Annotated in this window: 50 protein-coding genes and 1 pseudogene; 32 read left to right on the forward strand and 19 right to left on the reverse strand. The window is 52.0% G+C overall.

The features are described from left to right. Window positions 1-34: 34 nt before the first annotated feature. From K6958_RS04875 to K6958_RS04965, 19 genes and pseudogenes are all read right to left on the reverse strand, one after another. On the reverse strand, window positions 35-364 hold the full coding sequence (locus K6958_RS04875) for a DUF5406 family protein (RefSeq protein ID WP_249893600.1): 330 nt from the start codon (window positions 362-364) through the stop codon (window positions 35-37). A 46-nt stretch (window positions 365-410) separates the two neighbouring features. Beyond that, window positions 411-620, reverse strand: coding sequence for a hypothetical protein (locus K6958_RS04880; protein WP_249893601.1), 210 nt, complete (start codon window positions 618-620; stop codon window positions 411-413). Then, window positions 617-829, reverse strand: coding sequence for a hypothetical protein (locus K6958_RS04885; RefSeq protein ID WP_249893602.1), 213 nt, complete (start codon window positions 827-829; stop codon window positions 617-619). The genes K6958_RS04880 and K6958_RS04885 overlap by 4 nt, the downstream gene beginning before the upstream one ends. A gap of 65 nt (window positions 830-894) precedes the next feature. Continuing rightward, window positions 895-1,083 carry a hypothetical protein gene (locus K6958_RS04890; RefSeq protein ID WP_249893603.1) on the reverse strand — a complete coding sequence of 63 codons (189 nt, stop codon included), beginning with the start codon at window positions 1,081-1,083 and terminating at the stop codon, window positions 895-897. Between the two features lie 796 nt (window positions 1,084-1,879). After that, window positions 1,880-2,263, reverse strand: a pseudogene (locus K6958_RS04900) (dATP/dGTP pyrophosphohydrolase domain-containing protein); the annotation flags it as partial. A 61-nt stretch (window positions 2,264-2,324) separates the two neighbouring features. Next, window positions 2,325-2,723 (reverse strand): hypothetical protein, encoded by a 399-nt coding sequence (locus K6958_RS04905; protein ID WP_249893605.1) that lies wholly within the window; start codon window positions 2,721-2,723, stop codon window positions 2,325-2,327. A gap of 218 nt (window positions 2,724-2,941) precedes the next feature. Next, window positions 2,942-3,112 carry a DUF1317 family protein gene (locus K6958_RS04910; RefSeq protein ID WP_249893606.1) on the reverse strand — a complete coding sequence of 57 codons (171 nt, stop codon included), beginning with the start codon at window positions 3,110-3,112 and terminating at the stop codon, window positions 2,942-2,944. Then, a complete protein-coding gene (gene recT / locus K6958_RS04915; RefSeq protein WP_249893607.1) occupies window positions 3,090-3,932 on the reverse strand; it encodes a recombination protein RecT in 843 nt (280 codons plus the stop codon). Before recT ends, K6958_RS04910 begins: the two co-directional genes overlap by 23 nt. Further along, a complete protein-coding gene (locus K6958_RS04920; protein WP_249893608.1) occupies window positions 3,925-4,743 on the reverse strand; it encodes a PD-(D/E)XK nuclease-like domain-containing protein in 819 nt (272 codons plus the stop codon). The genes recT and K6958_RS04920 overlap by 8 nt, the downstream gene beginning before the upstream one ends. Next, window positions 4,743-5,033 (reverse strand): hypothetical protein, encoded by a 291-nt coding sequence (locus K6958_RS04925; protein ID WP_249893609.1) that lies wholly within the window; start codon window positions 5,031-5,033, stop codon window positions 4,743-4,745. Before K6958_RS04925 ends, K6958_RS04920 begins: the two co-directional genes overlap by 1 nt. Then, the gene (locus K6958_RS04930) at window positions 5,030-5,170 is read right to left on the reverse strand and encodes a hypothetical protein (RefSeq protein ID WP_249893610.1); all 141 of its coding nucleotides are present in this window, start codon (window positions 5,168-5,170) and stop codon (window positions 5,030-5,032) included. The genes K6958_RS04925 and K6958_RS04930 overlap by 4 nt, the downstream gene beginning before the upstream one ends. Further along, window positions 5,167-5,289, reverse strand: coding sequence for a protease FtsH-inhibitory lysogeny factor CIII (locus tag K6958_RS04935; protein WP_249893611.1), 123 nt, complete (start codon window positions 5,287-5,289; stop codon window positions 5,167-5,169). The genes K6958_RS04930 and K6958_RS04935 overlap by 4 nt, the downstream gene beginning before the upstream one ends. Window positions 5,290-5,473: 184 nt before the next feature. Beyond that, on the reverse strand, window positions 5,474-5,659 hold the full coding sequence (locus K6958_RS21220; protein ID WP_350355802.1) for a DUF551 domain-containing protein: 186 nt from the start codon (window positions 5,657-5,659) through the stop codon (window positions 5,474-5,476). 315 nt (window positions 5,660-5,974) lie between these two features. Continuing rightward, window positions 5,975-6,238 carry a hypothetical protein gene (locus K6958_RS04940; RefSeq protein ID WP_249893612.1) on the reverse strand — a complete coding sequence of 88 codons (264 nt, stop codon included), beginning with the start codon at window positions 6,236-6,238 and terminating at the stop codon, window positions 5,975-5,977. Window positions 6,239-6,301: 63 nt separating this feature from the next. Beyond that, window positions 6,302-7,054, reverse strand: coding sequence for a methyltransferase (locus tag K6958_RS04945; protein WP_249893613.1), 753 nt, complete (start codon window positions 7,052-7,054; stop codon window positions 6,302-6,304). Window positions 7,055-7,067: 13 nt separating this feature from the next. Next, entirely contained in the window at window positions 7,068-7,310 is a 243-nt protein-coding gene (locus K6958_RS04950; RefSeq protein WP_249893614.1) for a hypothetical protein, read from the reverse strand. A 7-nt stretch (window positions 7,311-7,317) separates the two neighbouring features. Further along, a complete protein-coding gene (locus K6958_RS04955) occupies window positions 7,318-7,566 on the reverse strand; it encodes a transcriptional antitermination N peptide (RefSeq protein WP_249893615.1) in 249 nt (82 codons plus the stop codon). Beyond that, window positions 7,563-7,769, reverse strand: coding sequence for a hypothetical protein (locus K6958_RS04960; protein WP_249893616.1), 207 nt, complete (start codon window positions 7,767-7,769; stop codon window positions 7,563-7,565). The genes K6958_RS04955 and K6958_RS04960 overlap by 4 nt, the downstream gene beginning before the upstream one ends. A 352-nt stretch (window positions 7,770-8,121) precedes the next feature. Then, complete coding sequence (locus tag K6958_RS04965) at window positions 8,122-8,775, reverse strand: LexA family protein (protein ID WP_249893617.1); 654 nt, start codon at window positions 8,773-8,775, stop codon at window positions 8,122-8,124. Between the two features lie 81 nt (window positions 8,776-8,856). On the opposite strand from K6958_RS04965, the gene K6958_RS04970 reads away from it, so the two are divergent. The 32 genes from K6958_RS04970 to K6958_RS05115 all read left to right on the forward strand — a co-directional run bounded on the left by K6958_RS04970 (window position 8,857) and on the right by K6958_RS05115 (window position 26,692). Next, window positions 8,857-9,042: a Cro/CI family transcriptional regulator gene (locus tag K6958_RS04970; RefSeq protein WP_249893618.1), complete on the forward strand. Its 186-nt coding sequence runs from the start codon at window positions 8,857-8,859 to the stop codon at window positions 9,040-9,042. A gap of 125 nt (window positions 9,043-9,167) precedes the next feature. Then, window positions 9,168-9,464: a CII family transcriptional regulator gene (locus K6958_RS04975; protein ID WP_249893619.1), complete on the forward strand. Its 297-nt coding sequence runs from the start codon at window positions 9,168-9,170 to the stop codon at window positions 9,462-9,464. 24 nt (window positions 9,465-9,488) lie between these two features. Further along, complete coding sequence (locus tag K6958_RS04980) at window positions 9,489-9,629, forward strand: hypothetical protein (protein WP_249893620.1); 141 nt, start codon at window positions 9,489-9,491, stop codon at window positions 9,627-9,629. Continuing rightward, on the forward strand, window positions 9,626-10,729 hold the full coding sequence (locus tag K6958_RS04985; RefSeq protein WP_249893621.1) for a replication protein: 1,104 nt from the start codon (window positions 9,626-9,628) through the stop codon (window positions 10,727-10,729). Before K6958_RS04980 ends, K6958_RS04985 begins: the two co-directional genes overlap by 4 nt. After that, a complete protein-coding gene (locus tag K6958_RS04990) occupies window positions 10,726-12,102 on the forward strand; it encodes a replicative DNA helicase (RefSeq protein ID WP_249893622.1) in 1,377 nt (458 codons plus the stop codon). The genes K6958_RS04985 and K6958_RS04990 overlap by 4 nt, the downstream gene beginning before the upstream one ends. 295 nt (window positions 12,103-12,397) lie before the next feature. After that, a complete protein-coding gene (locus K6958_RS04995; protein ID WP_249893623.1) occupies window positions 12,398-12,622 on the forward strand; it encodes a hypothetical protein in 225 nt (74 codons plus the stop codon). After that, window positions 12,591-13,028 (forward strand): recombination protein NinB, encoded by a 438-nt coding sequence (locus tag K6958_RS05000; RefSeq protein WP_249893624.1) that lies wholly within the window; start codon window positions 12,591-12,593, stop codon window positions 13,026-13,028. Before K6958_RS04995 ends, K6958_RS05000 begins: the two co-directional genes overlap by 32 nt. Window positions 13,029-13,391: 363 nt before the next feature. After that, entirely contained in the window at window positions 13,392-13,622 is a 231-nt protein-coding gene (locus K6958_RS05005; RefSeq protein WP_249893625.1) for a DUF3310 domain-containing protein, read from the forward strand. Next, window positions 13,607-13,777: a NinE family protein gene (locus K6958_RS05010; RefSeq protein ID WP_249893626.1), complete on the forward strand. Its 171-nt coding sequence runs from the start codon at window positions 13,607-13,609 to the stop codon at window positions 13,775-13,777. The genes K6958_RS05005 and K6958_RS05010 overlap by 16 nt, the downstream gene beginning before the upstream one ends. Next, the gene (locus tag K6958_RS21225; protein WP_350355803.1) at window positions 13,774-13,917 is read left to right on the forward strand and encodes a protein NinF; all 144 of its coding nucleotides are present in this window, start codon (window positions 13,774-13,776) and stop codon (window positions 13,915-13,917) included. Before K6958_RS05010 ends, K6958_RS21225 begins: the two co-directional genes overlap by 4 nt. Next, on the forward strand, window positions 13,910-14,203 hold the full coding sequence (locus K6958_RS05015; protein ID WP_249894601.1) for a DUF1364 domain-containing protein: 294 nt from the start codon (window positions 13,910-13,912) through the stop codon (window positions 14,201-14,203). Before K6958_RS21225 ends, K6958_RS05015 begins: the two co-directional genes overlap by 8 nt. After that, window positions 14,200-14,562, forward strand: a complete 363-nt coding sequence (locus K6958_RS05020; protein ID WP_249893627.1) for a RusA family crossover junction endodeoxyribonuclease — start codon at window positions 14,200-14,202, stop codon at window positions 14,560-14,562. The genes K6958_RS05015 and K6958_RS05020 overlap by 4 nt, the downstream gene beginning before the upstream one ends. Continuing rightward, on the forward strand, window positions 14,559-14,684 hold the full coding sequence (locus K6958_RS05025) for a YlcG family protein (protein WP_249893628.1): 126 nt from the start codon (window positions 14,559-14,561) through the stop codon (window positions 14,682-14,684). Before K6958_RS05020 ends, K6958_RS05025 begins: the two co-directional genes overlap by 4 nt. Next, on the forward strand, window positions 14,674-15,288 hold the full coding sequence (locus tag K6958_RS05030) for a hypothetical protein (RefSeq protein WP_249893629.1): 615 nt from the start codon (window positions 14,674-14,676) through the stop codon (window positions 15,286-15,288). Before K6958_RS05025 ends, K6958_RS05030 begins: the two co-directional genes overlap by 11 nt. 418 nt (window positions 15,289-15,706) lie before the next feature. Then, on the forward strand, window positions 15,707-16,117 hold the full coding sequence (locus K6958_RS05035) for a hypothetical protein (RefSeq protein ID WP_249893630.1): 411 nt from the start codon (window positions 15,707-15,709) through the stop codon (window positions 16,115-16,117). Beyond that, window positions 16,114-16,356 carry a hypothetical protein gene (locus K6958_RS05040; protein WP_249893631.1) on the forward strand — a complete coding sequence of 81 codons (243 nt, stop codon included), beginning with the start codon at window positions 16,114-16,116 and terminating at the stop codon, window positions 16,354-16,356. Before K6958_RS05035 ends, K6958_RS05040 begins: the two co-directional genes overlap by 4 nt. Further along, entirely contained in the window at window positions 16,353-16,820 is a 468-nt protein-coding gene (locus K6958_RS05045) for a glycoside hydrolase family protein (protein ID WP_249893632.1), read from the forward strand. The genes K6958_RS05040 and K6958_RS05045 overlap by 4 nt, the downstream gene beginning before the upstream one ends. Beyond that, window positions 16,817-17,161, forward strand: coding sequence for a DUF7940 domain-containing protein (locus tag K6958_RS05050; protein ID WP_249893633.1), 345 nt, complete (start codon window positions 16,817-16,819; stop codon window positions 17,159-17,161). The genes K6958_RS05045 and K6958_RS05050 overlap by 4 nt, the downstream gene beginning before the upstream one ends. After that, a complete protein-coding gene (locus K6958_RS05055; RefSeq protein WP_249893634.1) occupies window positions 17,158-17,454 on the forward strand; it encodes a hypothetical protein in 297 nt (98 codons plus the stop codon). The genes K6958_RS05050 and K6958_RS05055 overlap by 4 nt, the downstream gene beginning before the upstream one ends. 358 nt (window positions 17,455-17,812) lie before the next feature. Then, on the forward strand, window positions 17,813-18,334 hold the full coding sequence (locus K6958_RS05060) for a KilA-N domain-containing protein (protein ID WP_249893635.1): 522 nt from the start codon (window positions 17,813-17,815) through the stop codon (window positions 18,332-18,334). 140 nt (window positions 18,335-18,474) lie between these two features. Further along, entirely contained in the window at window positions 18,475-18,603 is a 129-nt protein-coding gene (locus K6958_RS21125; RefSeq protein ID WP_255729652.1) for a hypothetical protein, read from the forward strand. A 44-nt stretch (window positions 18,604-18,647) separates the two neighbouring features. Next, window positions 18,648-18,989, forward strand: coding sequence for an HNH endonuclease (locus tag K6958_RS05065; RefSeq protein ID WP_249893636.1), 342 nt, complete (start codon window positions 18,648-18,650; stop codon window positions 18,987-18,989). Window positions 18,990-19,108: 119 nt separating this feature from the next. Continuing rightward, window positions 19,109-19,576, forward strand: coding sequence for a phage terminase small subunit P27 family (locus K6958_RS05070; protein WP_249893637.1), 468 nt, complete (start codon window positions 19,109-19,111; stop codon window positions 19,574-19,576). Beyond that, window positions 19,530-21,275: a terminase large subunit gene (locus tag K6958_RS05075; protein WP_249893638.1), complete on the forward strand. Its 1,746-nt coding sequence runs from the start codon at window positions 19,530-19,532 to the stop codon at window positions 21,273-21,275. Before K6958_RS05070 ends, K6958_RS05075 begins: the two co-directional genes overlap by 47 nt. Next, window positions 21,275-22,579 carry a phage portal protein gene (locus tag K6958_RS05080; protein WP_249893639.1) on the forward strand — a complete coding sequence of 435 codons (1,305 nt, stop codon included), beginning with the start codon at window positions 21,275-21,277 and terminating at the stop codon, window positions 22,577-22,579. The genes K6958_RS05075 and K6958_RS05080 overlap by 1 nt, the downstream gene beginning before the upstream one ends. Window positions 22,580-22,590: 11 nt before the next feature. Next, window positions 22,591-23,439 carry a head maturation protease, ClpP-related gene (locus K6958_RS05085; RefSeq protein WP_249893640.1) on the forward strand — a complete coding sequence of 283 codons (849 nt, stop codon included), beginning with the start codon at window positions 22,591-22,593 and terminating at the stop codon, window positions 23,437-23,439. A gap of 9 nt (window positions 23,440-23,448) precedes the next feature. Next, window positions 23,449-24,666 (forward strand): phage major capsid protein, encoded by a 1,218-nt coding sequence (locus tag K6958_RS05090; protein WP_249893641.1) that lies wholly within the window; start codon window positions 23,449-23,451, stop codon window positions 24,664-24,666. A gap of 47 nt (window positions 24,667-24,713) precedes the next feature. After that, window positions 24,714-24,905, forward strand: a complete 192-nt coding sequence (locus K6958_RS05095) for a hypothetical protein (RefSeq protein WP_249893642.1) — start codon at window positions 24,714-24,716, stop codon at window positions 24,903-24,905. A 9-nt stretch (window positions 24,906-24,914) separates the two neighbouring features. Beyond that, window positions 24,915-25,244 carry a head-tail connector protein gene (locus K6958_RS05100; RefSeq protein ID WP_249893643.1) on the forward strand — a complete coding sequence of 110 codons (330 nt, stop codon included), beginning with the start codon at window positions 24,915-24,917 and terminating at the stop codon, window positions 25,242-25,244. A gap of 2 nt (window positions 25,245-25,246) precedes the next feature. Next, window positions 25,247-25,636, forward strand: a complete 390-nt coding sequence (locus K6958_RS05105; protein WP_249893644.1) for a phage head closure protein — start codon at window positions 25,247-25,249, stop codon at window positions 25,634-25,636. Continuing rightward, on the forward strand, window positions 25,629-26,135 hold the full coding sequence (locus K6958_RS05110; protein ID WP_249893645.1) for a hypothetical protein: 507 nt from the start codon (window positions 25,629-25,631) through the stop codon (window positions 26,133-26,135). Before K6958_RS05105 ends, K6958_RS05110 begins: the two co-directional genes overlap by 8 nt. Then, a complete protein-coding gene (locus tag K6958_RS05115; protein WP_249893646.1) occupies window positions 26,132-26,692 on the forward strand; it encodes a phage tail terminator protein in 561 nt (186 codons plus the stop codon). Before K6958_RS05110 ends, K6958_RS05115 begins: the two co-directional genes overlap by 4 nt. The last annotated feature ends 2 nt before the right edge of the window (window positions 26,693-26,694 follow it).

The following is a 26,694-nucleotide window of genomic DNA, read 5'->3' on the forward strand; positions in this document are numbered from 1 at the left end:
GCAATGATTGTGATGAGAAGGTGGAGTGGGGTGATCATAACTCTGGCTCAATAGAGATGATTTCGGCAGAAATAAGCATGTTTGCCAGCCAGTCCTCACCCTCGTCACCATCATCGCAGCATTCAAGGACGTCCCCTTTGCTGTTCTTGAGGTTTATATATTTGAGTTCGTATGAGTGCATGGTAGGCAGTTGATCGTAGGCGCTGGATATTGCCGACTCTATGACGGTGAGCCCTTTGCAGTTTCCACGGACTTCGCCAACACCTTCCGCTCGGTAATCCCACTGACCGAAGATTAACTTAACTTTCTGTTTTGCCATTCGGCCTGAGCAGACAAGATTTGGGTCATAGTTCATTACGGACATAACAACTCCTCACGCATAGCGCGATAGTGAATAGGGTGGGTGGGGGTTAGTAGCAGAAATCGACTTTAAATTTGTGTTCGCAGGCGGGGCATTCAACATCTACGTTGGTGGTTCTAGGGGTATCGTGCTCGCAAGCCTCAGCTCTTCCGCCATCAGCCCAAAAGTCGTCATCCTGATCGATTAAATCGAAATACTCTTTGCACTCAGGGCATTCGGTATAGAGAGTGATGCGCCAGTCTGCATATATATTGCTCATGCCACTCTCCTCTGGCTCTGCGCCCGCAAGTATTTTTCATGGTCTTCCCTGCACTCAGCGTCACAGTAGTGACCCTTGTCGATCGGCTCCTCGCACCAGTGGCATTCACCGGTGTAAACCATGTTCGGCTTAGGCCGGTTAGCCAAGGCAATCTCAATCATCTGCTGCTCGCGTTCTGCTGCTTCATCAATCGGGTCAGAAAAATTCATGTTGTTTCTCCGAAATTTGCCAACAAAAAAGGCCGCCTAAGCGACCTCCGTACCTACATGGATTGTTAAACTCTGTTGAAAGCTAAAATATCTATGTCTGCGCGGTCTATTCCATGCTGTTCAGTAAGATTTTGAATAACTGCATTTAAAACTTTACTTGCATCATCACCTGAAGCTAATGCCGTTTCAGTTTTTTCAACTTCATTCTTTGTGAATGTAAACCGAACAAACCATGTGAAATTTACTTCACTCATTTTGCTACCTCCTGCTTCAAATAAACTGGGTCAGTACCTTTAGGCAGCTGCTGCTCCACCTGCCTGTAATGCTGAATGCCGTGATATAATGTAATCTCATGGAATCCACCCATAACCGTCCCTACCTCCTTCATGCATCCATTCATGCCCGCACTCCCTGCATATGTAGTAAGAGTCATCAGTGCCACGCCCGTGAAACCTGGCACTTACAGGCTTATTGCTTTTATCAGTTGTCATACATGGTAATGGTGATGATCTTCTGCCTCGCGGCTGTTTATCACAAACCTCACAAGTCATATATGCCTCCCGTTACTAGAGATATATTTATATCACCGAGTATGGCTTAAAGGGCTCATCGAATTGTAAAGTCCGCAGGAGCACCGTGAACCTCACCACACACAAGCTGAGCCATTGGACGCCGCTCATTCAGCCTGACCCTGATGGCTTCGCATTCTGCTTTGGTTTGGTAGATGGTTTCAGTAACGGGTAGGGCATGAGAGTGAGAGGTAATGAGGAGGATGAAGCCGGTTAGCATTTATACCTCCGGTTTCGGTGCCGCTTCGAGCATGGCTTGGTATGCAAAAACAACTTCATCCTCGCCGATTTTCTCAGAAAACTCTCCCGCATAGGACTGGTTCATGTCTTTTCGCCATGCCGCAACCATTTCCTCTGTCGGCTCGACCGGCACCAGTTGCCAGCCAGGAGGCGCAACGTGATGCACAATTGCTGTTTTCTCCGGGCCGCCTGCCGGGTCAAATCCTGCCAGCGCCTCATACTGCTGCGCGGTGTTGTCGTTCTCCGCCTTGATATGCATGCGCGGTTCGCCGTCTTTCGGTTCCGGCCAGTCTCGCGCTTTGTTCACCGCCAGTTTTTCGATCATGGCGCGGGTGATCTGCTCGTCAGTGATACCGGCGCGGCGCTGCGCATCCCATAGTAGAAACTGCATATCAGCCCATTCGGATAGGTCGCCTGGTATATCTGCGGCCTCCTCAGCCTCTTTAGCCAAGTGTTTAAGTGGCCCAACTGGGCCCACGTTGCCAAACGTCGTTTGTGACCATTCAGCATGGTCAGCGCGTACCGTTTCGCGGTCATCCTCCACAGGATCAGCGGTTAATGCCGCCACGGCGATTTCAAATAGCCTAACCTCTGCCTGCTCCTCTTCACTCAACCCGAAAGGCATGTCGTCCTGGCATTCATATGCTTGGCGTATTGCTAATTCAGCAAACGCAATCAATTCCTGATTATTCATCTGCCACCTCCACGCCCTGCGCCCTTAACGCTTCTGCGCACTCATGCACGCCGTTATTGTAACCATCATCCCAGGTGATACCGACGCGCTTTGGCCTATCGTATGCTGGCAACTTAACCGGCGCTGGCGGTGCGGCTCGCAAATAAACGCTCGTCACCCCCAGCGGGATTTCTGCGAGACAGTTAACAGTGACGCGACCGTTATTATTTTGCAGTTCGGCAACAGGCTCCCGCTTCGCCAGCTTCTCCTCTGCCGTCCAAGCCCTGTCTTGCCAAATTTTTTTGACTCCACGAGCCGCTGCCAGCTTCGCACTCAGCACTGCTATCTGCGCTTTTAGCGCTGCATTCTCCGCCAGTAACTCATTGGCAATATCTGTAGTATTTCGGCTCATTTCCCCACTCCTTCCACTAATTCCATATCGATAACCCGATAAACGATGTCGTCATGCTCAAGCGACCACGGAGTGCCGCCAGTTTTGAATAGAACCCTGCCAGCAAGGTGTCTGACGTCCGTAACCTGCACTGCCAGCCCATCCTCAAGCTCAATAAGCCATCCATCGCGTAACCGGCCTGCTTCCGTTTTTAGCCTGCGTCTGTGTTTGCGCATAAATCACCTGTATGAAGGAGGGAGGCGGTCGTTGATTAGCTCTGCCGCTCGCTGAGCCCGGAGAGGATTGCGGATAACTTTCCCGGTTGGAGTAACCCAGCCGCGTTCCTTGCGGCTGTAGGGCAGGGCTATGCGCCCGGCCCGGATTGCGTCAGTTGGCTGCTTCATCTCCATTCTCCAGAACGCTGTATTCCGCACTCAGAACTGAGGCGTTATCCTGGTCAATGTCGCTCTCTGCTTTCTCATCGAGAACAACGGCCTTTTGCATTTCGATGCTGACCGGCAGGTATTTGAACAGGCGGCGAATGACGGTTTTCTTTGCCATTTCTTCCCAGTGCGTAACCCACGGGCCATTTCCTGAGGCTTTGCTCTGCGCTTTAACCTTTTCGACCTGCTTCACAGTCATGACTTCAAACTGGGTACCACCATCCTTGAGTCGCGCCACGGCGTATACGTGAGTGATGGGGGCGTCTTCGTTTTCACCGGGGCGATGCACGAGATTTTCCTCAAGCCCGTACTCGAAACTGAATTCATCATCTGCACGAACGACGCGAGCGGACAGGCTGACGATTTGTCCTGAACGGCGGGCAAGGTCTATCATGCCCCGGTAGCCGATAATGAGCTGGACATCCATGCCAGCATCGCGCCACTGACCGGTCTGGCGGTCTTTTTCGCGCTTCTTAAATGGCAGTAAATATGCGTGCCCCAGTGCGCTGCCCGGCTCCAGACCCAGTTGAGAACACTGAACAACGGACCCAACAAAGCTCTGCTGATTACATCCCGCAAGCTCTGGATTTTTCCTTATTTCTGTAGTAACAATGCGAATCATACGGTCCGCTGTCATGTGCCGTGGCAAGGCCGCCGCCAACTGGCTTTTCATGGCGGGCTGATTCATGAAAGCAACAAGTGTCTGCTCTGGCGTTTTGTTGGCAACCTGCTTGCTCTGCTGCGTCTTCTGCAGGTCAGCGCTGGCGATAGGTGGCTGGTTACTCATTCCTTAACTCCTTCGCCCAAAAGGGCAGTGATAGGGTTGCGATGCCCGGCCATTCATTCCGTGACAGGCATTCTGCGAAAGTGGATAAATTGCGTTTGTACTCAGCCCGCCCGGCATCCTTTGCCTGCTGGTCCATGATGAACACCTGCACCGGGTAGCGACCGCAATCAATTGAGGTGCTTACAGCAAGGAACGCGAATGTAGGAGGTTCATTGAAATGCGATTCATAGCCGTCTGAGTAGAAGGCGTCCTGAACGTGGTAGCGATATGAGTAAAAGTCTTTCTGGAATTTGATGATGTCAGCTGTGCTTTTCACGTCCACGCACCAGTTGAATTCCGTTATCATCTTGTCCGGCCTGCATCGTGATAAAACGCCTATGTCACGGTCATTCCAGTAGATACTGGCCTCAGCCCTCCCTTGCGCCTCAAGCATCCACCTGGCTATCGGGTGAGCCATTGCACTGTCACGCATCAGGTGCAGCTTCCTGCTGTCTTCGTGGGCGATTGGCGTGATTCCTTTCGCCTCACACCTTTCTATGAACTCCTTTTCTTTCTCCTTACCTGCAGTCGTCCTGCGGTTAACTTCCGGAGCAATCTCAAAGCGCTTGCTGAACTCATCCGGCTCCAGCAAAAGACAGTGCAGAGCAGTACCTAAATCCAGCGCAGCAGTCTTCTCTGCATCGACCGGGGCGTGCTTTCTCCATTGGTATATCGCCGGGCTGATGGCAATGTCATCCAGCTGCGATTTACTGATCCCCGGTCCGGCGTGGTAATCCTCGTTACTGATATCGAAGTAAACGCCGGGCTCCATCACGAAGCCTCCATAAAGCCGATTTGAATTAACTGGTCGTGTTCCTCCGCCTGAAGCCGGGAAAGACGGTCAACGAACGCCGCATATTCGTCCTGAGCTTTATCGCTGCGCAGGAACATACGAAGCTCAAGGGGTATGTTTCCCATGTCGGCGAATCCAGTCACATCTTCCGGGTACTTATTCGCAAGGTTGGCGGCGATAACATCAATGCGGGATACGCGCTGCGCTTCAATCTGCTCCGCTACGTCGATCTGGTCTTTGTAGCGCTCCTGAATAACGTAAGGGTTCATGACTTAACACCTCCAAGCTTTTGCAGCATCATGCTGATGAAGTCGAAATCCTTTGCCTTTTCGCGCATTTCCTCGCGCTGGCGCTTCAGTTCAGCCTGTTGTTTCTGGTATGCCTGTGCGGCTGATGACTGGTTCATAAGTGGCTCCCGTTTAAGCTGAAAAAGTTGCGCCAGCCGGTACGCAGGCGGCGGGTGATAAGTTCGAGAAGTGATTCAGCGCAGCCAGCAACAGGCTGCCCTGCAAAAGCGAGTTGCATGGTGATTTCCTTGGTTGAATTAGGTTCATAACGAATCGGCCTCGAATGAAGCCGCTTTGGTATGGGAAAAAGAAAGGGGCCATTGCGGCCCCGAAGGTTGATACTGTCTGGTTATTGAAGGTCTCTAAAGCGTTGGTGCGTAGCACCGTCAGCCGCACTCAGTGAATACGGCTTGCGGTGTTACTCAGTAGGGGCATTCCATTAAAGGAGTCCATGCAATTGCGTAAAGGTACGGGTCAGACCAATCAAGGTCGTAAAAAATACCCTGTTCCTCGTCATACCTTGCCGTTATGTACTGGCCATCCGTTGTATAAATTACGCAACTCTGGCCTTCTTCCGGCACTCGGTCACTGTATTTAATCCACTCCATCCTCTTCTCCTGTCAGTGGTTACCAGTTACCGCCAGCCGTGTCAGCCTCGCCGAAGCAGCATGGTCCGCATAATCCGGTAGGGTGAACCGTAGGCTTCTGGCCACAGATATCGCACGCAACGCGCCAGTTTTTACCTCCGTCAGCAACCGGTGGCTCCTTTTTCTTTTCCTTGCCGTCTTTACTCATAAACACCTCTCCATCACTTTCGCCAGCGCCATCAGCGCGACTATTGTTAAAACAATCACCAGACTCTCTTTCCGTGTAACCATGGTGTTGGCCTGAAATAGGGCGTAAAAAAAGCCGCTCAGTGGCGGCTAGCTGTCTTTATGTAACTGGAGCGCTGAAACGCGAGGCCAGTAATATTTAGGCTTGGCTCTGGAGCTGGGGCTTACGCCAACGCACACTACATAGCTCTCTTCCTTGCGGGGCGTACTGCTCGCATCCAGTTCCATTTTGAATTTCGATTTATGCACGCTTACACCTGCCGGGATAACCTCAACTACATTGCCGATTTTCTTCTTCGCATGGCCGCCAGCCTGGCTAATCCATGAAACTTCATCGCCTAACTTGAAACCCATAATTTCCTCACTCTCTACGTTGTTGGCCTGAATTCAGGTAATAAAAAAGGCCGCCGTGGCGACCTATGCGGGAATGGTGACTATCACCGTATTAACCATCGTCCCCGATGACTTAAATGCGCCTTCTGGCAGCTCTTGAATATTGCCGCCGCGATCTTCAATCAGTTGGCGGAAATCGGTTGTTAATTTGTTGCTGCGGAACGTCACCGATGACGCCATAACTGATACTAACAGCCCGTCCTGCTTCAAAAATTTAAGAGCATGATTTACGTGCTTGATATCAGCCTGTCGACTAAATGGAGGATTCATTACAACCCGGTCATAGACTGGAGTGGGCTCAACAGTGAGGAAATCAACTGGTTTCCCAATACCTGACAGGCGCAAATTCAGCGCATGCAGCGCGTCATTGTTGGCTGGCATCAGTTCATACATATCAATCATCACATCTGCTGCTGCGCTATGAGCGGCTTTAGCAATTGCTCCTTGCCCTGCACTGGGCTCAAGAACACGCATGCCATCCCGAATATCTGCCAAATGAATTACATGCCTGACAACTTCTGGCGGAGTAGGGAAGAACTCAAAATCATCTTTGGGAACCACGACATCACCGGTAAGGATGATTTGCTCAATGCGATCGGATGCGTCGATATCGAACACATGAGCTTTCGCCTTTCTATTCCATTTTCCGCCTGCCGCCTCAATCACCTTGTTAGTGCGGGTGTAGAGGTTTCGGTCAAGTTGTCCGGTGAGAATTAAATTATTACCTTCACACTGACAGGCGCTGAGGACGTTCAATACTTCTTTATCTACGCGCATTTGTTTTCCTTTTTTAACGAGCTGTTACGATGTCTTTAGATTTGCGATGTCCGCGACGACTACTGCGCGTTTCTTCTTGCCATGACTGCGCGTCGTCTAATGCTGTATCACCGTCGAACACTTTGTTTTTCGGGTCGTTCTTGGCGATGACTTTCGGGCGCTTTTCATCCATTGCATGGAAAATCCAGCTGGTAGGCGTCTCATCAATAACCCGGCCACCAATCATCCACCCGGTTGCTTTAGCGTGTATAGCCATGCTCACCTCACTTAATGATGTGTGTTGCTTCTTTGCGAACCTTGCGGAATCCCGCGCTGTAGATAGCCACAGCTGGCAGACATACAGCACCGCCCTCATTCCGATCGCGAAGAGAAGGAAGGGTGGTTGCTTTGGCTACGTTTAAGCTGCAACCAGACAGCGCACGAGCAACCTTCTTCTCAAAGCGCGACTCGTTCATTGCTTCAGCTGCTTTCTTTGCGTTGTAAGCAGCCATACGGCGTTGATTTCTGTTCATGCAGACACCTCTTTGGCACGACGCATATCGTCCAGCTTCAGCCAGACGCGGATTGAAACCGGGCGATCACTGGGCAGGCACTTAACCATCAGAGGCATTTCCTCCTGCAGGTCACTGAAAAGGTTGCGCCAGCCGTTGCGAGCATAACGACCTGCACGCTGACGGTATTCACTACGCATTGCTTTAAATTGCTGCTTGTTCATGGGTATTCCTCAATGAGTGCTTGGGTGTTGATGTGTGGTGCGGCCACTTATGAGTCGTCGCTTTGGTGAGCCGCAACCTAACCAACAAGCTTCTTCATTCCATCAACCCGAAGCACTCGCCTCGGCCTGTGTATTCACAGGGTCATATTTTTAAAGAGCTGATATCCGTTTCGTACTGCGCCAGCGTCCTGCTGATGGGATTTAATTTAAGACAACTTAAATTTATGGTCAAGCAGGATTTTAAAGAAAACTTTAATTATTTTAAGTGAGTGATGAGAATCAATAACTTAGGAAGGGGGTATTTAAGGTGGGGATAATAAAAAACCCGCACAATGGCGGGTTGGATTTGTGATCACGATCTTCTTTTTCTGTACCTTCGATGCTCAACCATCGTGCCGATTATCCTTATGGGCACCTGGTCAGATCGCATAGTGGGGTAGTCTTCGTTTAATGGAACCAGCTCGAAAACGTCCTGACCATCAATGACTCCCCTTGGGCGGTATTTTTTAAACAGAGCTTCTTCTTCTCCGTTTTTTGCCACGACGAAATCGCCTGGCAGCGGAGCCACTTCTGGATCAATTACCACCGCATCCCCTTCACGGAACTCCGGCTTCATTGAGTCGCCCTTGATAATCAAGGTAAATGCTGAGTCTGATAAGTCCATATTAGTTTGCAGAAACTCTATATCTCCCTCTATAGAACGAATGGTGCATTCTGCCGTCCAGTATCCAGCCTGTACGTAACTGATGATAGGGACTGCGCGGAAGTCCACCGTTGCAGGGGCGACGTTGCTTTCGGAACCATCTCCGTTATGCAGGTAAGAAGGTGCGCACCCCAGCGCGTCCGACAGGCGAAGCAGGTTATCACCCCGTGGTGCGGTCTCGTCCTTCTCCCACTGAGAGATAGCGACATGAGATACACCAACTCTGGATGCTAAATCCTTTTGCGTCAACCTGAGCTCTTTGCGTCTCGCACGTATGCGATCGCCGATCGTTTGCATATTCATAGTTAAGACATCTTAAATCTGGTTGACTTAAGTTTCCTTTAGATAGATAATTTAAGTGTTCTTTAATTTCGGAGCGAGTCCATGTACAAGAAAGATGTAATAGACCACTTCGGAACACAGCGCGCGGTAGCCAGGGCATTAGGGTTAACCGATGCCGCTGTATCTCAGTGGAAGGAAGTTATTCCTGAGAAAGACGCCTACCGATTGGAAATCGTCACCGCTGGCGTTCTGAAGTATCAGGGCACTATCTACCGCCCTGCTGCATAAGCAAGACCGTTTGCCTTATTGCTCTTTAATAACCTGACCTCCCTCGGAATACCAGGGAATCATTAAGTGGCGAACCCCCACGGTTTGCTCACATATCAACTCATTCAATACGGAAATTATCCAAGATGGACACGACAACAGCCCGCAACAAAGCGCGCGCAATTGAAAGCAAATTACTTAACAAGATCGCAATCCGTGGCGTCACCAACGTAGCGGAAGCGGTAGGGATAGATAAATCGCAGATTTCCAGGTGGAAGGAATCACTGATACCTCGCATGTCGATGCTTCTGGCAGTTCTGGAGTGGGGCATAGAGGACGAGGAGTTAGCGGTGCTGGCTAAGCAAGTAGCGCGGTTACTCACAAAGCAAAAAGCCCCAACTGCTGGAACAGTTGAGGCTTCTCAAATAACCATCGAATTTTGAACCAATTCAACGAGGTAATTATACATGAGAAACCACACTGCTGGGAATCATTTATCCCACAAAAACCTTGCTCGTCTCGACTTCATCCGCTCTATCAATCCGGTCGTTGCTGAGAAGCTGAAAGGCATGCTGCAGGACCACAAAGCGAAGGAGAAGGGCAAATGAGTGTCGTTAGTCGTTTATCCGATTACAGGCCTTCTACGGAGGCCGTGGAGCGTAAAGTGGCGAGCCTTGATGATGGATACATGCGCATCGCTACCAGCATCAGCAAGCTCAAACCAAAGCTCAAAATGGCAGGACGCGAACATCAGGTTTTCGATGCGGTTATCTACTGCACATTTGGCTGGAATAAGTCAGAGGATCGGGTAACCAATACCTATCTGGCGGAAGTGACCGACCTCGATGATTCTGATGTTGCGGCAGCCCTTAAAGTTCTGGCTGAGCGACGCATCATAAACCTCAGAAAATCAGGCGGTTTAAAGCTGGTAAGCGTTAACGTAAAGCTTGATGAATGGCAGCTTTTCAAGACAGTAAAAACTACCCAGAAAAAGTTGGGTGGTTCCGCCCAAAAAGTTGGGCAAAAAAGAGTTTCAGGTTGGGCGAAATCACCCGACACCCTAAACAGTCTTACCAAAGACAATAATAAAACCCCCCATACCCCCCAAGGGGGCGTTTCTGAGTCTGCTCAGGAATGTCTGGATTATTACAACGAACTGACTTCCAGTCGTTGCTCTGCAACAGCGCCTTTTGAAAAAGCGCTTACCACGGTCAAGGCTAAAGGCGTTTGCTTCAGCGTTGATGAGGTCAAGCTGGTAACGCGCTGGGCAGTATCGGTCTGGAAGCACAAGCCATCGACAAACAACTTGTGCCGGATGACCCGGTTCGATGGTTATCTGTCAGACGCTCTGAAGTGGGAAGAGGGAGCAGATCGCAACCCGGTGCCCTGTCCGCATGAGCAACTGGTCAGCCTCTGGAATAGCAAGTTTCCTGAAAGAGCAGTTGAGCTTCATGAGTGGAACAAATCTCGCCCGGCTTATCAGGGGCTTGAGCGAATCTGGAACGGCAAGACCAATCAGGGCGCATGGCGTGAGGTTAAGCATATCGACACCATCTTCAAGCTGATCCGCAAATCCACGCTGGCAGACAGCCTTCAGGAAAAGTACTGGCTGACGCTCGACTGGATACTCGACAACAAAAACTGGGCAAAGGTTTACGAGCAGGTGCGTCGTGAATACAAGGCTGCAACACAGGGAGCAACAGCATGACTAAATTCGCAGACATGTATGTAGAACAAAGCGTTATCGGTTCCCTCCTGATAGCTACGCTGGTTGAGGATTTACAGGATAGCGCAATGGATGCCATTGAGAACCTGCAGGAAGATGATTTCACCAGTGCGGCTCACCGGATTGCCATTCGTGGGATAAAGCGGCTTCATGCATCAGGCTCGAAAATAGACTTGCTGACATTGAGCGCTGACCTCGAGCAGACTGGAGAAATTGAGATTGCAGGCGGCTTTGGATACCTGGCGGAAGTATCAAAAAACACTCCGTCAGCGCGCAACCTTCCGGCATATGTCAGCAAACTGAAAGAGCTTTCTCTCGGGCGCCGTGTTGCGTCAGCCCTGAATAATGGGATGGCAAAGCTGAATCAGCCTGGAGTGCAGCCACTGGCGGATATTATCGGCACCATTCAGTCAGAAATTGGCGCGATAGAGACGCAGCAGGATTCAGGAACGCGGCACATCATGGACGGCATTAACATCTCGATTAATGAGATTGAGTCGATCATCAACGGTGACATCTGGAAGCACCGCACGCAGCTGGGGATGCAAACTATCGATGACGCTTTTGGTGGGTTTAATAATACTGACTTCATCGTAGTTGGTGGCAGGCCTGGCATGGGCAAAACCATGTTCAGCACCACTGTTACAGAGTGCGTGGCTCTGCATAGCAAAAAGCCAGTTCTGTTCTTTAGCCTTGAAATGCCCATCGAGCAAATCTCGCAGCGCATAGCCTATCATCGCGCCCGAATCAGCAAAGAGCAGCTTCTCAACGAAGAGAACAAAGCGGTTTGTGATGCAGCGTGGGGCAAGCTGAGTAACGCAATGTGTGAATTCCAGCAGGCGCCGATTCACATCAACGATAAAACAGCCCTGAGCGTTCATCAGATTCGTGCAGAGGCCCGGCGTATGCATAAGCAGACCGGCGGTCTCGGCGTGATTATCGTGGACTATCTGCAGAAGATGAAAATGACCAATCCGGAGAACATGAACCAGTCTGTCGGGGAGATCGCCACCGGTCTGAAGAACCTGGCTAAAGAACTTCGGTGCCCGGTAATTGCTCTGGCCCAGCTTAACCGAAACCTTGAGCAGCGAGCCAATAAACGGCCTGTGAATGCCGACCTGCGCGAATCAGGTGTAATCGAGCAGGAAGCAGATGTGATTTTCATGGTTTACAAGGACGAAAAGTACAACCCGCAGACTGAGATGAAAGGCGTCACTGAAATCATCTGCACCAAGTCTCGTCACGTTCCCGGCGCGGAAAAGGCTTACTACTTCAGCAGCGCATTGTCAGGACTGGACCCACTGGATATTCGTCAACTTAAACGAGAAGGATATGAGCATGAGCTTGAGTGCTAAACCGCAGGAACAAGTCGCATTAGAGATAGTCCTGCCAGTGCTTGTACAGCAAGAGAAGGCGTCCGGCAAGCATCAGGAAGGAGAGTGAGATGGGTAACGGATGCGAACGCTGTGTGGTTGGAATGATCGGGGCCAAAACAATCTTCGATGGAGATTGGGAAGGTGCATCCGCCGATTTTAAGAAAGTGATAGAGCATTGGAACGAGAAGACTAAGCGTTTTGCTGTTCCGCACCCCGGGTTCGCTAATAAATTCAACTACTGTCCACGGTGTGGGCGCGAAGTTAAGGAAAAACCATGACAAGCAACGATGAGCTGGAAAGGGAGCAGGAAATGGATAAGTTCGAAGCTTGGTTTCTTACGTTCCGCAAGGACTGGCGAAAAGAAGAAATTCATCGGGTAAAAATGCACAAAGGGTACGGCTACGGCGGAGGCTATATGCAGGCGCTCTGGAGTGGCTGGCTTGCCCGCAGCAAACAGGAGCAGAGCGATGGAGAAACAGACATTCTTTCTCAGAAATGAACAGATACGCCGGAACCTAATAGACGCAATCAATAAACTCCCCCTCGACGAACACCACCCCCTCACAGTACGCATCACCGATTTTGACCGCTCTCTCCTGCAAAACTCCCTGTTTCACGCGCTCTGTGGAGACGTGGCAAAACAGGCTATTTGGCTGGAGAAAACGCGCACGCCGGTGCAGTGGAAAATGCTGTTTGTATCAGGCCATGCGGTAGCTACCGGACTGGGTGCTGATGTTGTGCCCGGGCTGGAGGGTGAATTCTGCAATATCAGGGAATCGACGGCAAAAATGGGCATAAAACGGATGGCGAGCCTCATTGAGTATTCGACAGCCTGGGCAGTTGGCAACGGCGTACAGCTGCGTGAGGTTCGGTACAGCAACGACTATTACGGAAGAGCAGCATGAGAGCGCCAGTACCTTACAGCAAAGATGAAGTTGCATACATCCGGCGCGTTGCCGGGAAAGTTCCGGTTGAGGTTATTGCCCGTCAGCTGAACCGGACTGTGAAAAACGTCCGGGGCTGGGCATATCGCCGCCAGATAAAACTACGCGTTCCTGATTCGATTTTGAGCCGCTACTGGCAGAGCGAAAATAACAACGGGAGTGAGTCATGAAATACACAAAACATTCACCGCAGGAATGCAGCCGCGTTAAGCAGCTACGGCAGCAAGGTCTGAGCTTTCAGATAATCAGCGAGCGCGTGGGTTATAACTCTGACCAGCTGCGCTACATGGAAAGCAGAGCGAGATTTACGGAGAGCCGACAGAAATGACTGACAACGTGAATCACCCATCTCATTACACAACAGGCGGCATCGAGTGCATCGACGCTATGAAAGCCAGCATGAACAGTGAAGCCTTTTGCGGATATCTGAAAGGCAATATCCAAAAATACCTGTGGCGCTACGAAAAGAAGCTGGCACCGGCGGAAGACCTGAAGAAAGCGCGCTGGTATCTCGACAGGTTGATAACGGAGGTCGAGACATGCGGCAAAGAGTGAGCATTACACAGAAAAGTCTAGATAACCTGATATTCCGCACTACCCGCCGCACCTCCCGCAAGAAACCAATTCCAACCGCCAGCCAGATAACCACGTTTGATTACGTAGGCGTCCTGCTGCGAGCGAAATGGGATCGTATGAGGACGGCTCGATGAGTGAACCAGTAGAACCACATTGCGCAGATTGCGGGTTGCCGCTGTCACCAGACGAGACATTCGTATGCAGTGACTGCTGTGCTTTCTACACGATATTCAGAGACCCGAACGGATATATGGCAGGAGACGATGATGAGTAATTTGCGGAAAGAAGCTCGCGGAAGAGAGTGCCAGATACGGATTCCCGGTTATTGCAACCACAACCCTGAAACATCATGTCTTGCGCATCTTCGACTGGCTGGCACATGTGGAACCGGAATTAAACCGCATGACCTGCTTGGAGCGATTGCCTGCAACTGCTGTCACGATATTGTCGATGGTCGTGTAAATACCAGCTACAGCCGTGAAGAGCTTTCCCTGATGCATGCTGAGGGTGTTTTAAGGACGCAGGTAATCTGGCTGAAGGAGGGGCTTGTAAAAATATGAACCAGTATCGGATATCGTTGCCCTGGCCGCCCGGAAATAACCACCTCTTCTCAGTATTTCGCGGGCGAAAGATAAAAAGCAAAAAGGGAAGGGAATACACCGCAGCAGTAACTCAGCAAATCACCGAAGCAAATCAGCAATTCAAACTGGCCGGAAGGCTGAAAGTAAAAATCCTCGCATATCCACCTACACGCGCCCGGCGTGACCTCGACAACCTCTTCAAAGCACCTCTCGACTCGCTCACACATGCAGGCGTCATCGCTGACGACAGCCTGATTGATGACGTGCGCATGGTTCGCTGCGAAGTGGTGAAGGGCGGACGGCTGGAAGTGGTTATCACTGAGTTGGAGGAAGCATGACCGAATACCTCAAAGAGAAGTGGCTGAAGCTTCGCATCATGAAAATGCGCGGCATGTATGAAATCTATTACCGCATATTGCGCAACACAGCGAAAATCATGGGGGCCAAGCATGCACGCTGAAGCACTGACTCAGTTAGCACAGGTTATGCGCAAATCCGACCTGAAGAAGCGATATCTCAAGCCCGTAAAGCTAATCACCCCTTTGCAATCCGCATGGGTGCGTTGCCTGCTTGATGTATGGGGCGAGAAGTACGGTGGCAATGTTGGTCCAGATGGCGGAAAGTCGAGCGTGATAGGGCGCCTGATGATACGTAAAGAATGGAACGACAGGGAATCAGAGCGGATTATGGATGTGGTAAATAATCTTCATAAGCAGGGATATCGCGGAGATGAGCTGTTCATCAAAGCGAAGCAGCTCATTAACCCGCAGCACTCAGTAAGCAATCTTCTCGACCGCGCCAACGAGCAGGAAGATGCTGACCTGGTTGAATCTGTCATCTGTAGCACATTCGCACCTGATAACCCGATTCGCCATGTAGCCATTAAATACTACTGCGAGCGCAAATGCGCGCAAGACATTGCGTATGAGCTTTCTCGACTGACTGGCATTCATGTTGAATCTAGCAGGAAGCGAATCAGATGGTGTCGGGAATTGCTTGAGGCATCCGTATATCACGCGATAATGCGCGAACTGAATGGGATAAATCACAAAATTGCAGCTTAAATGCAAAAAGATGCAAAAATAATTTGAAAACGAGACGAGCACCTGGTACATTTCTGATATGCTCGTGACAGAAGTCGTTGAGCAACAGAATCTAAGCCCTGACCTAGCCGTCGGGGCTTTTTTATTTCTGCACAGCAGGTAAGCTGCCTGACGTGGGATCGCATTGCGATGTACTCGTGTTGTGAAACAGGCGGCTTTCCGTTGTGGTGAATAACAACATATAAAACCCTGTGACTGACGAATCAGGTAGTTACCGCTTTTGCGTCAGGGTATCAATTTCAGAGGTCGCCATTGGCGGCCTTTTTTCGTTTTTGCGCACGGCGAATCCCTTACCACACTTCTCGTGATCCCTTTTCGTCGATGCGCATTTTCTTTACAGCAATCAGCCGGAGACCTCTGGCATCGCCGGAGACGGCTTATGGCAATTGATTTAAACAGCGACTTCCTCATCGGTGCTGGCAGCTCCCTAGCTACAGCATTAGCCGGGGGTATGGCATTCCTGCGCTACTGGGCCAGCAATAAAGCCAGCAACGCAAATGACAGCGCCCGGGTCAACATGCTGCAGTACCAGATGGAAGAACTGAAGAACGCAAAGGCGGAGAACAAAGAACTCCGTGAAGAGATAGAGCAGCGCGACGAAACCATCAGGCAATACTGGCAGGAGATATCCGAGACCAGGGCAACCCTGAAGGTAATTCAAAGTTCCCAAAAGCACCTGGAAGAGCAGAACACATTGCTCAAAGAGCAGGTGAAGGAGCTTACCCAATCGAACATCAACCTCGTGAGCCAGATCGCCGAGCTTCGCGAATCCATGAGGGTTCCAAGATGATTAAGAACAGAGCAGGTGAGACGGTTGTAACGTGGCAGATGGTCGCGGTTGTAGCCCTCACATCCTTTGCCATCTATCTCGGTGGCGTTTCATCCGGTTATTTCATGTTCCGCGCTGAGTACCTGAAAAAGGCTGAGCAGCGAGACAAAGTGGTTAACGAGATTAAGCATAAGGTTGACCAGCTTCCTCAGCAAACCGCTACGGAAGTGAAAGAAGCGGTTAGGGAGGAAAGCAAGTGAGCCAGATTATCCAGATACTTTCGTACGAGGAAGGCTATCGTGAGAAGCCATATGTGGACTCGGAAGGCTATCCGACTGTCGCGTGTGGCATCAAGATCGGGCCAAAGGGCGCCAGCCTGAGCAACTACACCTTCACGGTTCCACGCAAAGTGGGCGATGTGTGGCTTCAGCAGTTTGTCGATTCCACGATTAACCAGTGCCGCACCAACCCGGCCATTTACGCTGCTTTACAGCAATGCAACCCGGCACGGGCAGACATTCTTTACTCGATGGGGTATCAGCTTGGCGTTGCAGGTCTGGCAGGCTTCAAAAACACGCTGGTCATGATTTCCAATGGCGATTTCGAAGCAGCAGCTAATGGCATGCTTAACAGTAAATGGGCCAAGCAAACGCCTAACCGCGCCCGCCGCCACGCTGCGGTTATGCGCTCCGGTGATTACGATGTGTATAAGGGGCTGATATGAGCATCCTGATATTTATCGGCGTCGTGGCATCTGTCATCGTGGCTGCTCTACTCATACGCAAATACACATCAGTCGAGTTTGTCAGCCATGCCAGGCTGCTGTTTCGCGCCTGGTCAGTATGGCTTGGCGGCATCGGTACAGCGCTTGGTGTCTATCTGGCATCGGCACCTGATGCGATCATTACGGTGTGGAACATGCTTCCGCCTGACCTGAAGTCCATGCTGCCGGTAAACATCGCGCAGTACGTGAGCTATCTGCTGATTGCGCTGGGTATCGTTTCCCAGTTCATCCGGCAGAAACGCCTGGTTGAGAAGAAGCAGCAACTGGACGCGCAGCCATGAATACTCTCGTTAACCTGTTCGCCGGCGGCTGGAATTACATTCTGGCCGGTCTGGCTGTTGTTGCTGCGGTTCTCGCCAGTTATTTCGGTGGCAAGAAGGTAGCAAAAACTGAGACTCAGGCAAAAGCTGATGTGGCTGAAGCTGAGAGGGTACAACGTCAGGCAGAGGCTAAATCAGATGTGGAATCCCACAACATCCAGACCGCTAAAGAGGTTCAGCAGGATAACGCTTCTCTCAGTGATGACGCTGCTCGGGAGCGCATGCGCAGCTCAAAATACAATGCCCCGGACTGAATACATCACAGTCGATTCCAGTTGCACACTCTTTAGCCCCATTCACACCCACGGCAACGACGCAGATGTCATGGATATTCGCACCGTAAGGGCGATCAATACCCATAACGACCTGTGGGACAAGCTGTGCAGTAAGTAGTGACAAACCCCAAGAAGATTCACGATCAGTAACAGAGCAACATCAGCCTCGCTATGCGGGGCTTTTTTGTATCCGCGGTAAATCCCCGCGCCATGCCCGGCGCATTTAACAACACAGAGCCTTTCAGGAATCAGCCTCGGAGATAACCGTTATAAGCGGCGGCTTCTCTGTGGGCGGTTATCTGGGCAACGAGGCTTATTCACTAAAAGGTAAGACGCAATGAATATCGTCCCATTGAACTACAAAGGCGAAGCTGTCCGCTTTAATACTGACGGATGGATAAACGCTACCGATATTGCAGCTCGCTTCGGTAAGCGGCTCGATCATTGGCTATCCAATGCAGAGACGCTGGAATATGTGAGAGCCTTGGATGAGGTTTATTCAGGTTCGCCATCTGAAATTCTACATACCCGTGATTCCGGGTATGTAAAAACCAGTAAGGCACGCAAGGACAGAGGTGGTGGTACATGGCTGCATCCAAAGCTTTCGGTTGCCTTTGCACGATGGTGCGATCCTAAATTCTCTGTCTGGTGCGACTTGCATATTGATAGCCTGCTTCGTGGAGAGTTGACTGAGCAACAGAAGTTTGAGCAAGCCTGCCGCATTCGCGATGACCGGAAATCAAAAGCCAGTAACGGGGCAAGAGAGATGGCTCGCTGGCGATGGGATAAGCCAGCTATTGAGGCCAATGTCGAATTCTGGCGCGAACAGCTTCAGTTGACGCTGGACATTGCCAGTTAATGGGCGGCGCAAAACTGCGTTATCGAAAATATCAATGAGTTATTGAGAGCCTATTTCACAACGGCTCTTTGTCCGCTGCTGGACGTGCGCCTGAACTACCTCCTACACTTTGTAACGTGTCTCATAAAAAAGGAGGATTCATGTCTGAGCGTCCGGTCGAAGGAGATCACCCTGACTATGACCCTAAACCAGTCTCGCCTAATCCAGATGAAAAAGGTGAAGGTAAAGACGATCCACATAAAGCACCTGAGTCAGGAGATAAATTCTGAATCATGCTAAGCCGCCTCCGGGCGGTTTTTTTATTGGAGCTAACATGTCCGAGCCACGTATCTATAACAGTCGCTGGGACAAAGCCAGGCTGTCATTTCTGAAAGCACATCCTCTCTGCATCATGTGTCACCGGCAACACAGAGCGGTCCCGGCTACTGTCGTGGATCACATTAAGCCGCACCGGCTGAAAGAAGCGCTGAACGGCGGCACTCAGGAAGAGATAGCGAAAGCGCAGAAACTCTTCTGGGATAAGAGCAACTGGCAACCCCTCTGTAAACAGCACCACGACTCCACCAAGCAACGCGAAGAGAAACGCGGTCACGTGATTGGGTGTGATGAGGACGGGCTGCCACTCGACCCACAGGCGCACTGGCGCAGGCGATAAGCCATGGAATCCACGGGGAGGGGAGGGTAAAGACTTCAGGGGCAACCGCCTTCCTGACCGCCCGCCCCCCTTTTTATGCACAACCGCGAATTGAAAAGTTTTTTCCGGGAGGTTAAATAATGGCCGGAAGACGTCCAAAACCTACCCATCTGAAAGTTGTAACCGGCAATCCGGGCAAACGTGCTCTGAATAAAAAGGAGCCAAAACCAACCCGTGAGATACCCAGCCCGCCATCGCATTTAACCGACGAAGGAAAGACTGCCTGGGGGCGCCTGAGCGTTCTGCTTGATGGCATGGGCGTCCTGACCGTTGCCGATGCGTTTGCGCTCGAAAGGTTATGTGACGTGTATGCCGAAATCCTGCAGCTACGTGAAGACGTTGAAGCGGAAGGGCGCACGTACAAAACACAGACTGCTCAGGGTGACACGCTCACGAAAGCAAACCCATCGGTTGCCATGCTGGCGGATGCCGATCGTCGTTTCAAAAGTTACCTGGTGGAGTTCGGCCTGACACCGGCTGCCCGGTCAAAGGTGAATGTGAATGGTGGAGAAAAAGAAGAAGACCCGCTCAACCAGTTCTTCGGTTGATCCTGCAACACAGTATGCAATGGACGTCACCAGCGGAAAGACTCTGGCTGGTCCGGACATTCGCGCAGCCTGTGTACGCCATCTGCGTGATCTGGAGCATGGCCCTGCACGAGGCCTGTTCTGGGATGTGGCCGCTGTAACCCGCGTTATCGACTTCTTTGCTCAGGTGCTGAAACTTAACGGCGGCGAGCATGAGGGTAAACCCTTCATTCTGCTGCCATGGCAGTGCTTTATCGTCGGTTCCCTGTTTGGCTGGAAATCTGCTGACGGTACACGCCGCTTTCGCATGAGTTATATCGAGTCAGGCAAAGGCTCAGGTAAATCACCGTTGGCCGGTGGCGTTGGCCTTTACCTGCTGATGGCGGACAAGGAGCCACGCGCTGAGGTTTACGCTGCAGCTACAAAAAAAGACCAGGCAATGATCCTGTTCCGCGATGCGGTAACGATGGTTGACCAGTCGCCCGCGCTGGCGCAGCGCATCACGAAATCCGGTACCGGCCTGAACGTCTGGAACCTCGCTTTCCTGCAGACCGGCTCTTTCTTTAAGCCGATCAGCTCCGATGATGGACAGTCCGGTCCGCGACCGCACGGCGCCCTGATTGATGAGGTACACGAGCATAAAACCAACGCCGTAGTGGAAATGATGCGTGCCGGCACCAAAGGCCGCCGCCAGGCGCTGATGTTCCTCATCACCAACAGCGGGCACGATAAAACCAGCGTCTGCTACGAGTATCACGAATACGGACGCAAGGTTGCTGCCGGCGACCTGGACGATGACAGTTTTTTCAGCTTCATATGTTCCCTGGATGAGGGCGATGACCCGTTTAAGGATGAATCCTGCTGGGGCAAGGCCAACCCTTCTCTGGGTCATACGTTCACTGATAAGTACCTGCGTGAACAGGTAACACAGGCGCGTGGTATGCCATCGAAAGAGAGCATTGTCCGGCGCCTGAATTTCTGTCAGTGGGTGGAATCAGCCGATCCCTGGGTGGACAGTAACACATGGATGGGCTGCGAGAAGGAGTTTGACCCGGATGAACTGGCGGGCGAAGAGTGCTACGGCGGGCTTGACCTGTCCGGATCGCGTGACCTTACCGCGCTGGCGCTTTACTTTCCGAAAACCAAAAAGCTTCTGGTCGAATTCTGGACCCCGAAAGACTCACTGCTTGAGCGAGCCAAAACCGACCACGTTCCTTATGACGCCTGGTTGCGCAATGGCTATATTCACGCACCGCCAGGCAAAGCGGTTAATTATGGCTTTGTGGCTTCCCGCATTGGCGAACTGGCGGCGAAATACAACATAAAATGTATCGCGTTTGACCAGTACCGCATCAAGTATCTGGAACCAGAACTCGAAAACGAGTCTGTGAGTGTTGATCTGATACCACACGGACAGGGCTTCTATAAGGCTCAGGAATCCGGCCTGTGGATGCCGCGCTCCATCGAGCTGTTTGAAGAGCACCTGAATAATCAGGAGCTGGTTATCCGCACCAATCCCTGCCTGCGCTGGAACGCAGCCTCAGCAGTGCTTGAAGCTGACCAGAAGGACAACCGTATTTTTGCCAAAAAGAAAAGCACCGGCCGCATCGATGGCGTGGTGGCGGCTGCTATGGCGATCGGGGCGGCAGAAGATGCCGTGCTGGTTGAAACCGGCGATCCCGACGACTTTTTTGATGACCCGATCATGGTAGGTATCTGATGGAGACAAATAAACAGCCTGGCCGGGTGAAGAGTGCTCTGCTTAACTGGCTGGGCGTCCCGATAAGCCTGACCAACGGTGAATTTTTTCAGGAATGGTTCGGCACAAGCAGTAGCGGAAAGGTAGTGACCGCCGATAAGGCGATCGCGCTTTCTGCTGTATGGGCGTGTGTGCGGCTGTTGAGCGAGTCCGTATCCACGCTGCCGCTTAAGGTTTACCAGCGCGCGCCGGATGGTTCACGCAAACTCGCACAGAGCCATCCGGCTTATCAGCTCTTGTGTCGCCGCCCAAACACAGAAATGACGCCATCCCGCTTTATGTTGATGGTGGTGGCCAGTATTTGTCTGCGCGGTAACGCTTTCGTTGAAAAGAAGATGATTGGTAACAAGCTGGTGTCGCTGGTACCCCTGCTTCCGCAGTGCATGGTTGTGAAGCGCCTGGACAGCGGCGAGCTGGAGTATACCTATACCGAAAAAGGTCAGAAGCGGGTCATTCCGGTTAAGAATATAATGCACATCCGTGGCTTTGGTCTCGATGGCGTATGCGGAATGATGCCGATGCAGGTTGGCCGGGATGTTTTCGGTTCCGCGATGGCGGTGGAAGAATCTGCCGCGAAAATCTTCGAAAATGGTCTGCAAAGTTCCGGTTATTTCGCCTCGAAAAATACTCTAACCAAAGAGCAGCGTGAGCGACTGCGCCGCAACCTGAGCGCGTTCGCCGGTTCGAAAAATGCCGGTAAAGTGATGGTGCTGGAGGCGGATTTAAGTTATCAGAATATCACTATGAACCCGGAAGCGGCGCAGATGCTGGAGTCGCGCGCATTCAGTATTGAAGAAATATGCCGCTGGTTCCGCGTGCCGCCGTTTATGGTAGGCCATGTTGATAAGCAAAGCAGCTGGGCATCAAGCGTAGAGGGCATGAACCTGCTGTTTCTGACTAACACGCTGCGGCCGATGCTGGTAAATATTGAGCAGGAAATTGCACGCTGTCTTCTTAACGGCGATGAGGATTTATTCGCTGAGTTCTCCGTTGAGGGCCTGCTTCGTGCTGACAGCGCAGGACGTGCAGCCTACTACACAACTGCATTGCAGAACGGCTGGATGTCGCGTAATGATGTGCGTCGCCTGGAGAATCTGCCGCCGATTGAGGGCGGTGATATTTATACCGTTCAGCTGAATCTGACACCGCTTGAGGACTTACGCAAAAACAGCACAGCCGAAAGGGCTAAGCTGCTGCGCGAAGTTCACAATGCCGTTTTCCCTGACATTCCTTTCGAACAATCACCGCTTAAACAGGCGGCTTAGGAGCAACCCCAATGACAGTAAAAAGTCTTCCGGCAGCGCCGGAGGGGCGGCCTTTTGCGCGCGAAAATCGCGATCTGCCGTCCTCTGCAATGGAGCGCTGGAACGGCGGTATTAAAGCCGCACAGAGCGATGAGAACAGTATTTCAGTATTCGATGTTATTGGTGCTGACTGGTACGGAGACGGCGTTACCGCGAGCCGTATCGCAGCCGCGCTCCGCTCGATCGGAGGCGCTGACGTCACTGTAAATATCAATTCGCCAGGTGGCGACATGTTTGAAGGCCTGGCGATTTATAACCTGCTGCGTGAGTACGAAGGCAAGGTAACAGTGAAGGTGCTGGGTCTTGCTGCCTCTGCAGCGTCGATTATCGCGATGGCCGGCGATGAGGTTCAGATCGGGCGTGGTGCCTTCCTGATGATCCACAATTGCTGGGTTTACACGATGGGTAACCGTCACGATCTGGCACAGGTGGCTGCAGATATGGAGCCATTTGATAAAGCCATGAACGACATCTACGGCGCGCGCACAGGGCTTAGTACAGAAGTCATCGAGGCGATGATGAATGCAGAAACCTATATCGGCGGCAGCGATGCGGTTGAGAAGGGCTTCGCAGATCGCCTGCTGTCAGCCGATGAAATTGCAGATGACGACGAAAGTCCTTCCGCTGCGCTGCGCAAGCTTGATGCGTTGCTGGCGAAAACAGATACCCCGCGCTCCGAGTGCAGAAAACTTCTTAAAGCATTAACCGGCAGTAAGCCAGGCGCTGCTGCCAATCCTGAAGGTATGCCGGGCGCTACCGAAGAAATCAACCCTGAAAATATTGCACAACTTGAAAACGCCCTGGCGGCGTTCGGCAAATAAGGAAAAAACATGTCTGAAGTTAACGATTTACTGAAAAAAGTCTCCGCAAAGCTGGAAGAAGTGTCCGGCACCTTCAGCCAGAAGGCCGAAGATGCGCTGAAAGAAGCCAAAAGCTCCGGGCAACTGTCTGCACAGACCAAAGAAGCGGTGGATAAGATCGCAACTGAGTTCAATGCGCTGAACGAAGCGAACAAAACGCTGAAAGCCTCGCTCGGTGAGCTTGAGCAGCATGTTGCTCAGATGCCGCTGGCTAACGCCAAAAAGACTGTCGAAACCGTCGGGCAAACCGTTATCAGCAGCGAAGCGCTTAAAGCCTTTGCGGCGAGCGTTGAAGGCGGTAAGCGTGTGAGCGTGCCGGTGAATGCCGCGCTGCTCTCAACGGGTGTCGCTGATGGTGTGGTTGAGCCTCAGCGTCTGCCGGGCATCGATACCGCGCCAAAACAGCGCCTGTTCATCCGTGATCTGATTGCGCCGGGCCGCACCAGTGCGCCAGCTATCTTCTGGGTGCAGCAGACCGGCTTCACCAATAAGGCCGCAGTAGTGCCGGAAGGTACCACCAAGCCGTACAGCGATATTGACTTCGCCACGCAGATCACGCCGGTAACCACCATCGCCCACATGTTCAAGGCGTCTAAACAGATTCTGGACGACTTCGCACAGCTGCAATCCACCGTGGATGCTGAAATGCGATATGGCCTGAAATATGTCGAAGAGCAGGAAATTCTGTTCGGTGACGGCACCGGCGCGCACCTGAAAGGCATCGTGCCGCAGGCATCCGCCTTCGACGCCGCGTTCACCGTTGAGCAACAGAACGGTATCGACGATTTGCGCCTGGCCATGCTGCAGGCGCAACTGGCGCGATTTCCGGCATCAGGTCACGTTCTGCACTTCATCGACTGGGCGAAGATTGAGCTGACCAAGGATACGCTGGGCCGTTATATCCTGGCGAATCCGTCAGCGCTGACCGGCCCGACGCTGTGGGGACTGCCGGTGGTGGCTACCGAAACCGCTGCTTTCCAGGGCAAATTCCTGACCGGTGCGTTTAACGCCGCCGCGCAGCTTTTCGACCGTGAAGATGCCAACGTGGTTATCTCCACCGAGAACGCCGACGACTTTGAGAAAAACATGATCTCAATTCGCTGCGAAGAGCGCCTGGCGCTGGCCGTTAAACGCCCGGAAGCGTTTATTTACGGCAGCTTCACTGTCCCGGCCCCTGCCGGCGCGTAACCCCCTGAGGGCGGCCTTCGGGCCGCTTTTTCTTTGAGGAGACGACAATGAAGCTGATTGCAATTAAGCCCATCTATGTTGACGGCTCAGTGCGTACTGAGGGAGTTGAGTTCGAAACCCTCGAACAGCACGGGCGCGAGCTCATCAATAAAGGCTATGCCTCGCAGGTAAGTGAGGGTGATCCTGCGGAGCCGCAACCGGAAGGCGATAAGCCGAAATCCAAAGCCAAAAGCAAATAAGGTGATGCCATGTTGCTGACGCTGGAAGAAATTAAAATGCAGTGCCGGCTGGAGAGTGACTTCACAGAAGAAGACAGATTTCTTGAGCTTCTTGCGTTGGCTGCTGAGGCGAAAGCAACGACCTACCTGAACCGGAACCTCTATAAGACCCTGGATGAGATGCCTGCGCTCGATACTGATGGCATGGTGATCACGGAGGATATCCGGCTGGGCCTGTTGATGCTGATTAGCCACTGGTACGAAAACCGCAGCTCCGTGACGGAAATTGAAAAGTCAGAAACGCCGATGGCATTTTACTTTTTGCTTCAGCCGCGGCGCCTGCCTGTTTCGGGATTCTGATTATGCAACTCAATTCTACACGTACCAGCGCGACGTATACGCTGCCCGATCCGGGTGAGCTGAATAAGCGCATTCTGTTGCGTCAGCGCATTGACCTGGCCGCCGCTGATTACGGTGTCGAACCTTCGTATCAGAACGAAAAAATGGTCTGGGCGAAGGTACGGCAGGTGGGCGCCACGACTTATCACGAATCTGTCCAGGCAGACGATAAGATCACCCACTACATGACCATCCGCTACCGCAGGGGCATCACTTCCGATTTCGAAGTGGTTTATGGCAGTAACGTCTACCGCGTAAAACGCCTGCGCGACCTTAACTCAGCCGGCCGCTATCTGTTGCTGGAATGTGAGGCGCTGGGTGCTTTAGATCGCGACGGAGATATGTATGGCTAAGCCGCTTCTGCATGTGGATTTTGATCAGCCTAAAGACCTCGTCTTTAACCGCAGCAAGATGCGAAAGGCATTTATCAAAATCGGTCAGGTGCATATGCGTGATGCGCGACGACTGGTGATGCGCCGGGGACGGTCTGCGCCCGGTGAGTACCCCAGCTACCGTACCGGCAGGCTGGCGCGCTCAATTGGCTATTACGTTCCCCGCGCCTCCAAAAACAGGCCGGGCCTGATGGTGCGAATTGCGCCTAACCAGAAGCGGGGCGAGGGCAACCGCCTTATTGAAGGCGACTTTTATCCCGCCTTTCTGTTTTACGGTGTCAGGCGGGGCGCCAGGCGTAAAAAGAGCCACCACAAAGGCAAATCAGGCGGCAGCGGATGGAAGGTTGCGCCACGTAAAAACTACATGACTGAGGTGCTGGAGTCGCGTAAAGCCTGGACACGTTATGTTCTGAGCCGTGCACTGCGCACCTCACTGCGACCGGAAAGGAAAAAGAAATGAAGCTTTCGCTTGTAATTGCTGCGTTGCGCATGCGTTGCCCGACCTTTGCCGGTAACGTTGCCGGCGCGGCGGAATTTAAGTCCATCCCGGAAACGGGAAAGATGCGCCTGCCAGCCGCTTATGTGGTGCCTACCGAAGATGTTACCGCTGAGCAGAAGTCACTGACCGATTACTGGCAGAACGTCACGGAAGGTTTTGCCGTTATCGTCGTGCTGGACAATACACGCGACGAACGCGGGCAGGCAGCTGGTTATGACGCAGTGCATGACGTGCGGGCTGAAATCTGGAAGGCGTTGCTGGGATGGGAGCCGGACCAAGATGCCGGGCCGGTAGCATATTCAGGTGGCCAGTTGCTGGATATGGACAGGGGGAGACTTTATTACCAGTTTGAGTTCATGTTGACGCGTGAAATCTCTGAAGAAGACACCCGGCAGCAGGACGATCTGGAAACGCTGGACGAACTCAAAACCGTAGCCATCGATATTGACTACATCGATCCGGGTAACGGGCCTGACGGCAATCCTGAACACCACACCGAAATAAAACTCAGCGAGTAAAT

This window comes from Mixta hanseatica (assembly GCF_023517775.1).
Classification (GTDB): Bacteria; Pseudomonadota; Gammaproteobacteria; order Enterobacterales; family Enterobacteriaceae; genus Mixta; species Mixta hanseatica.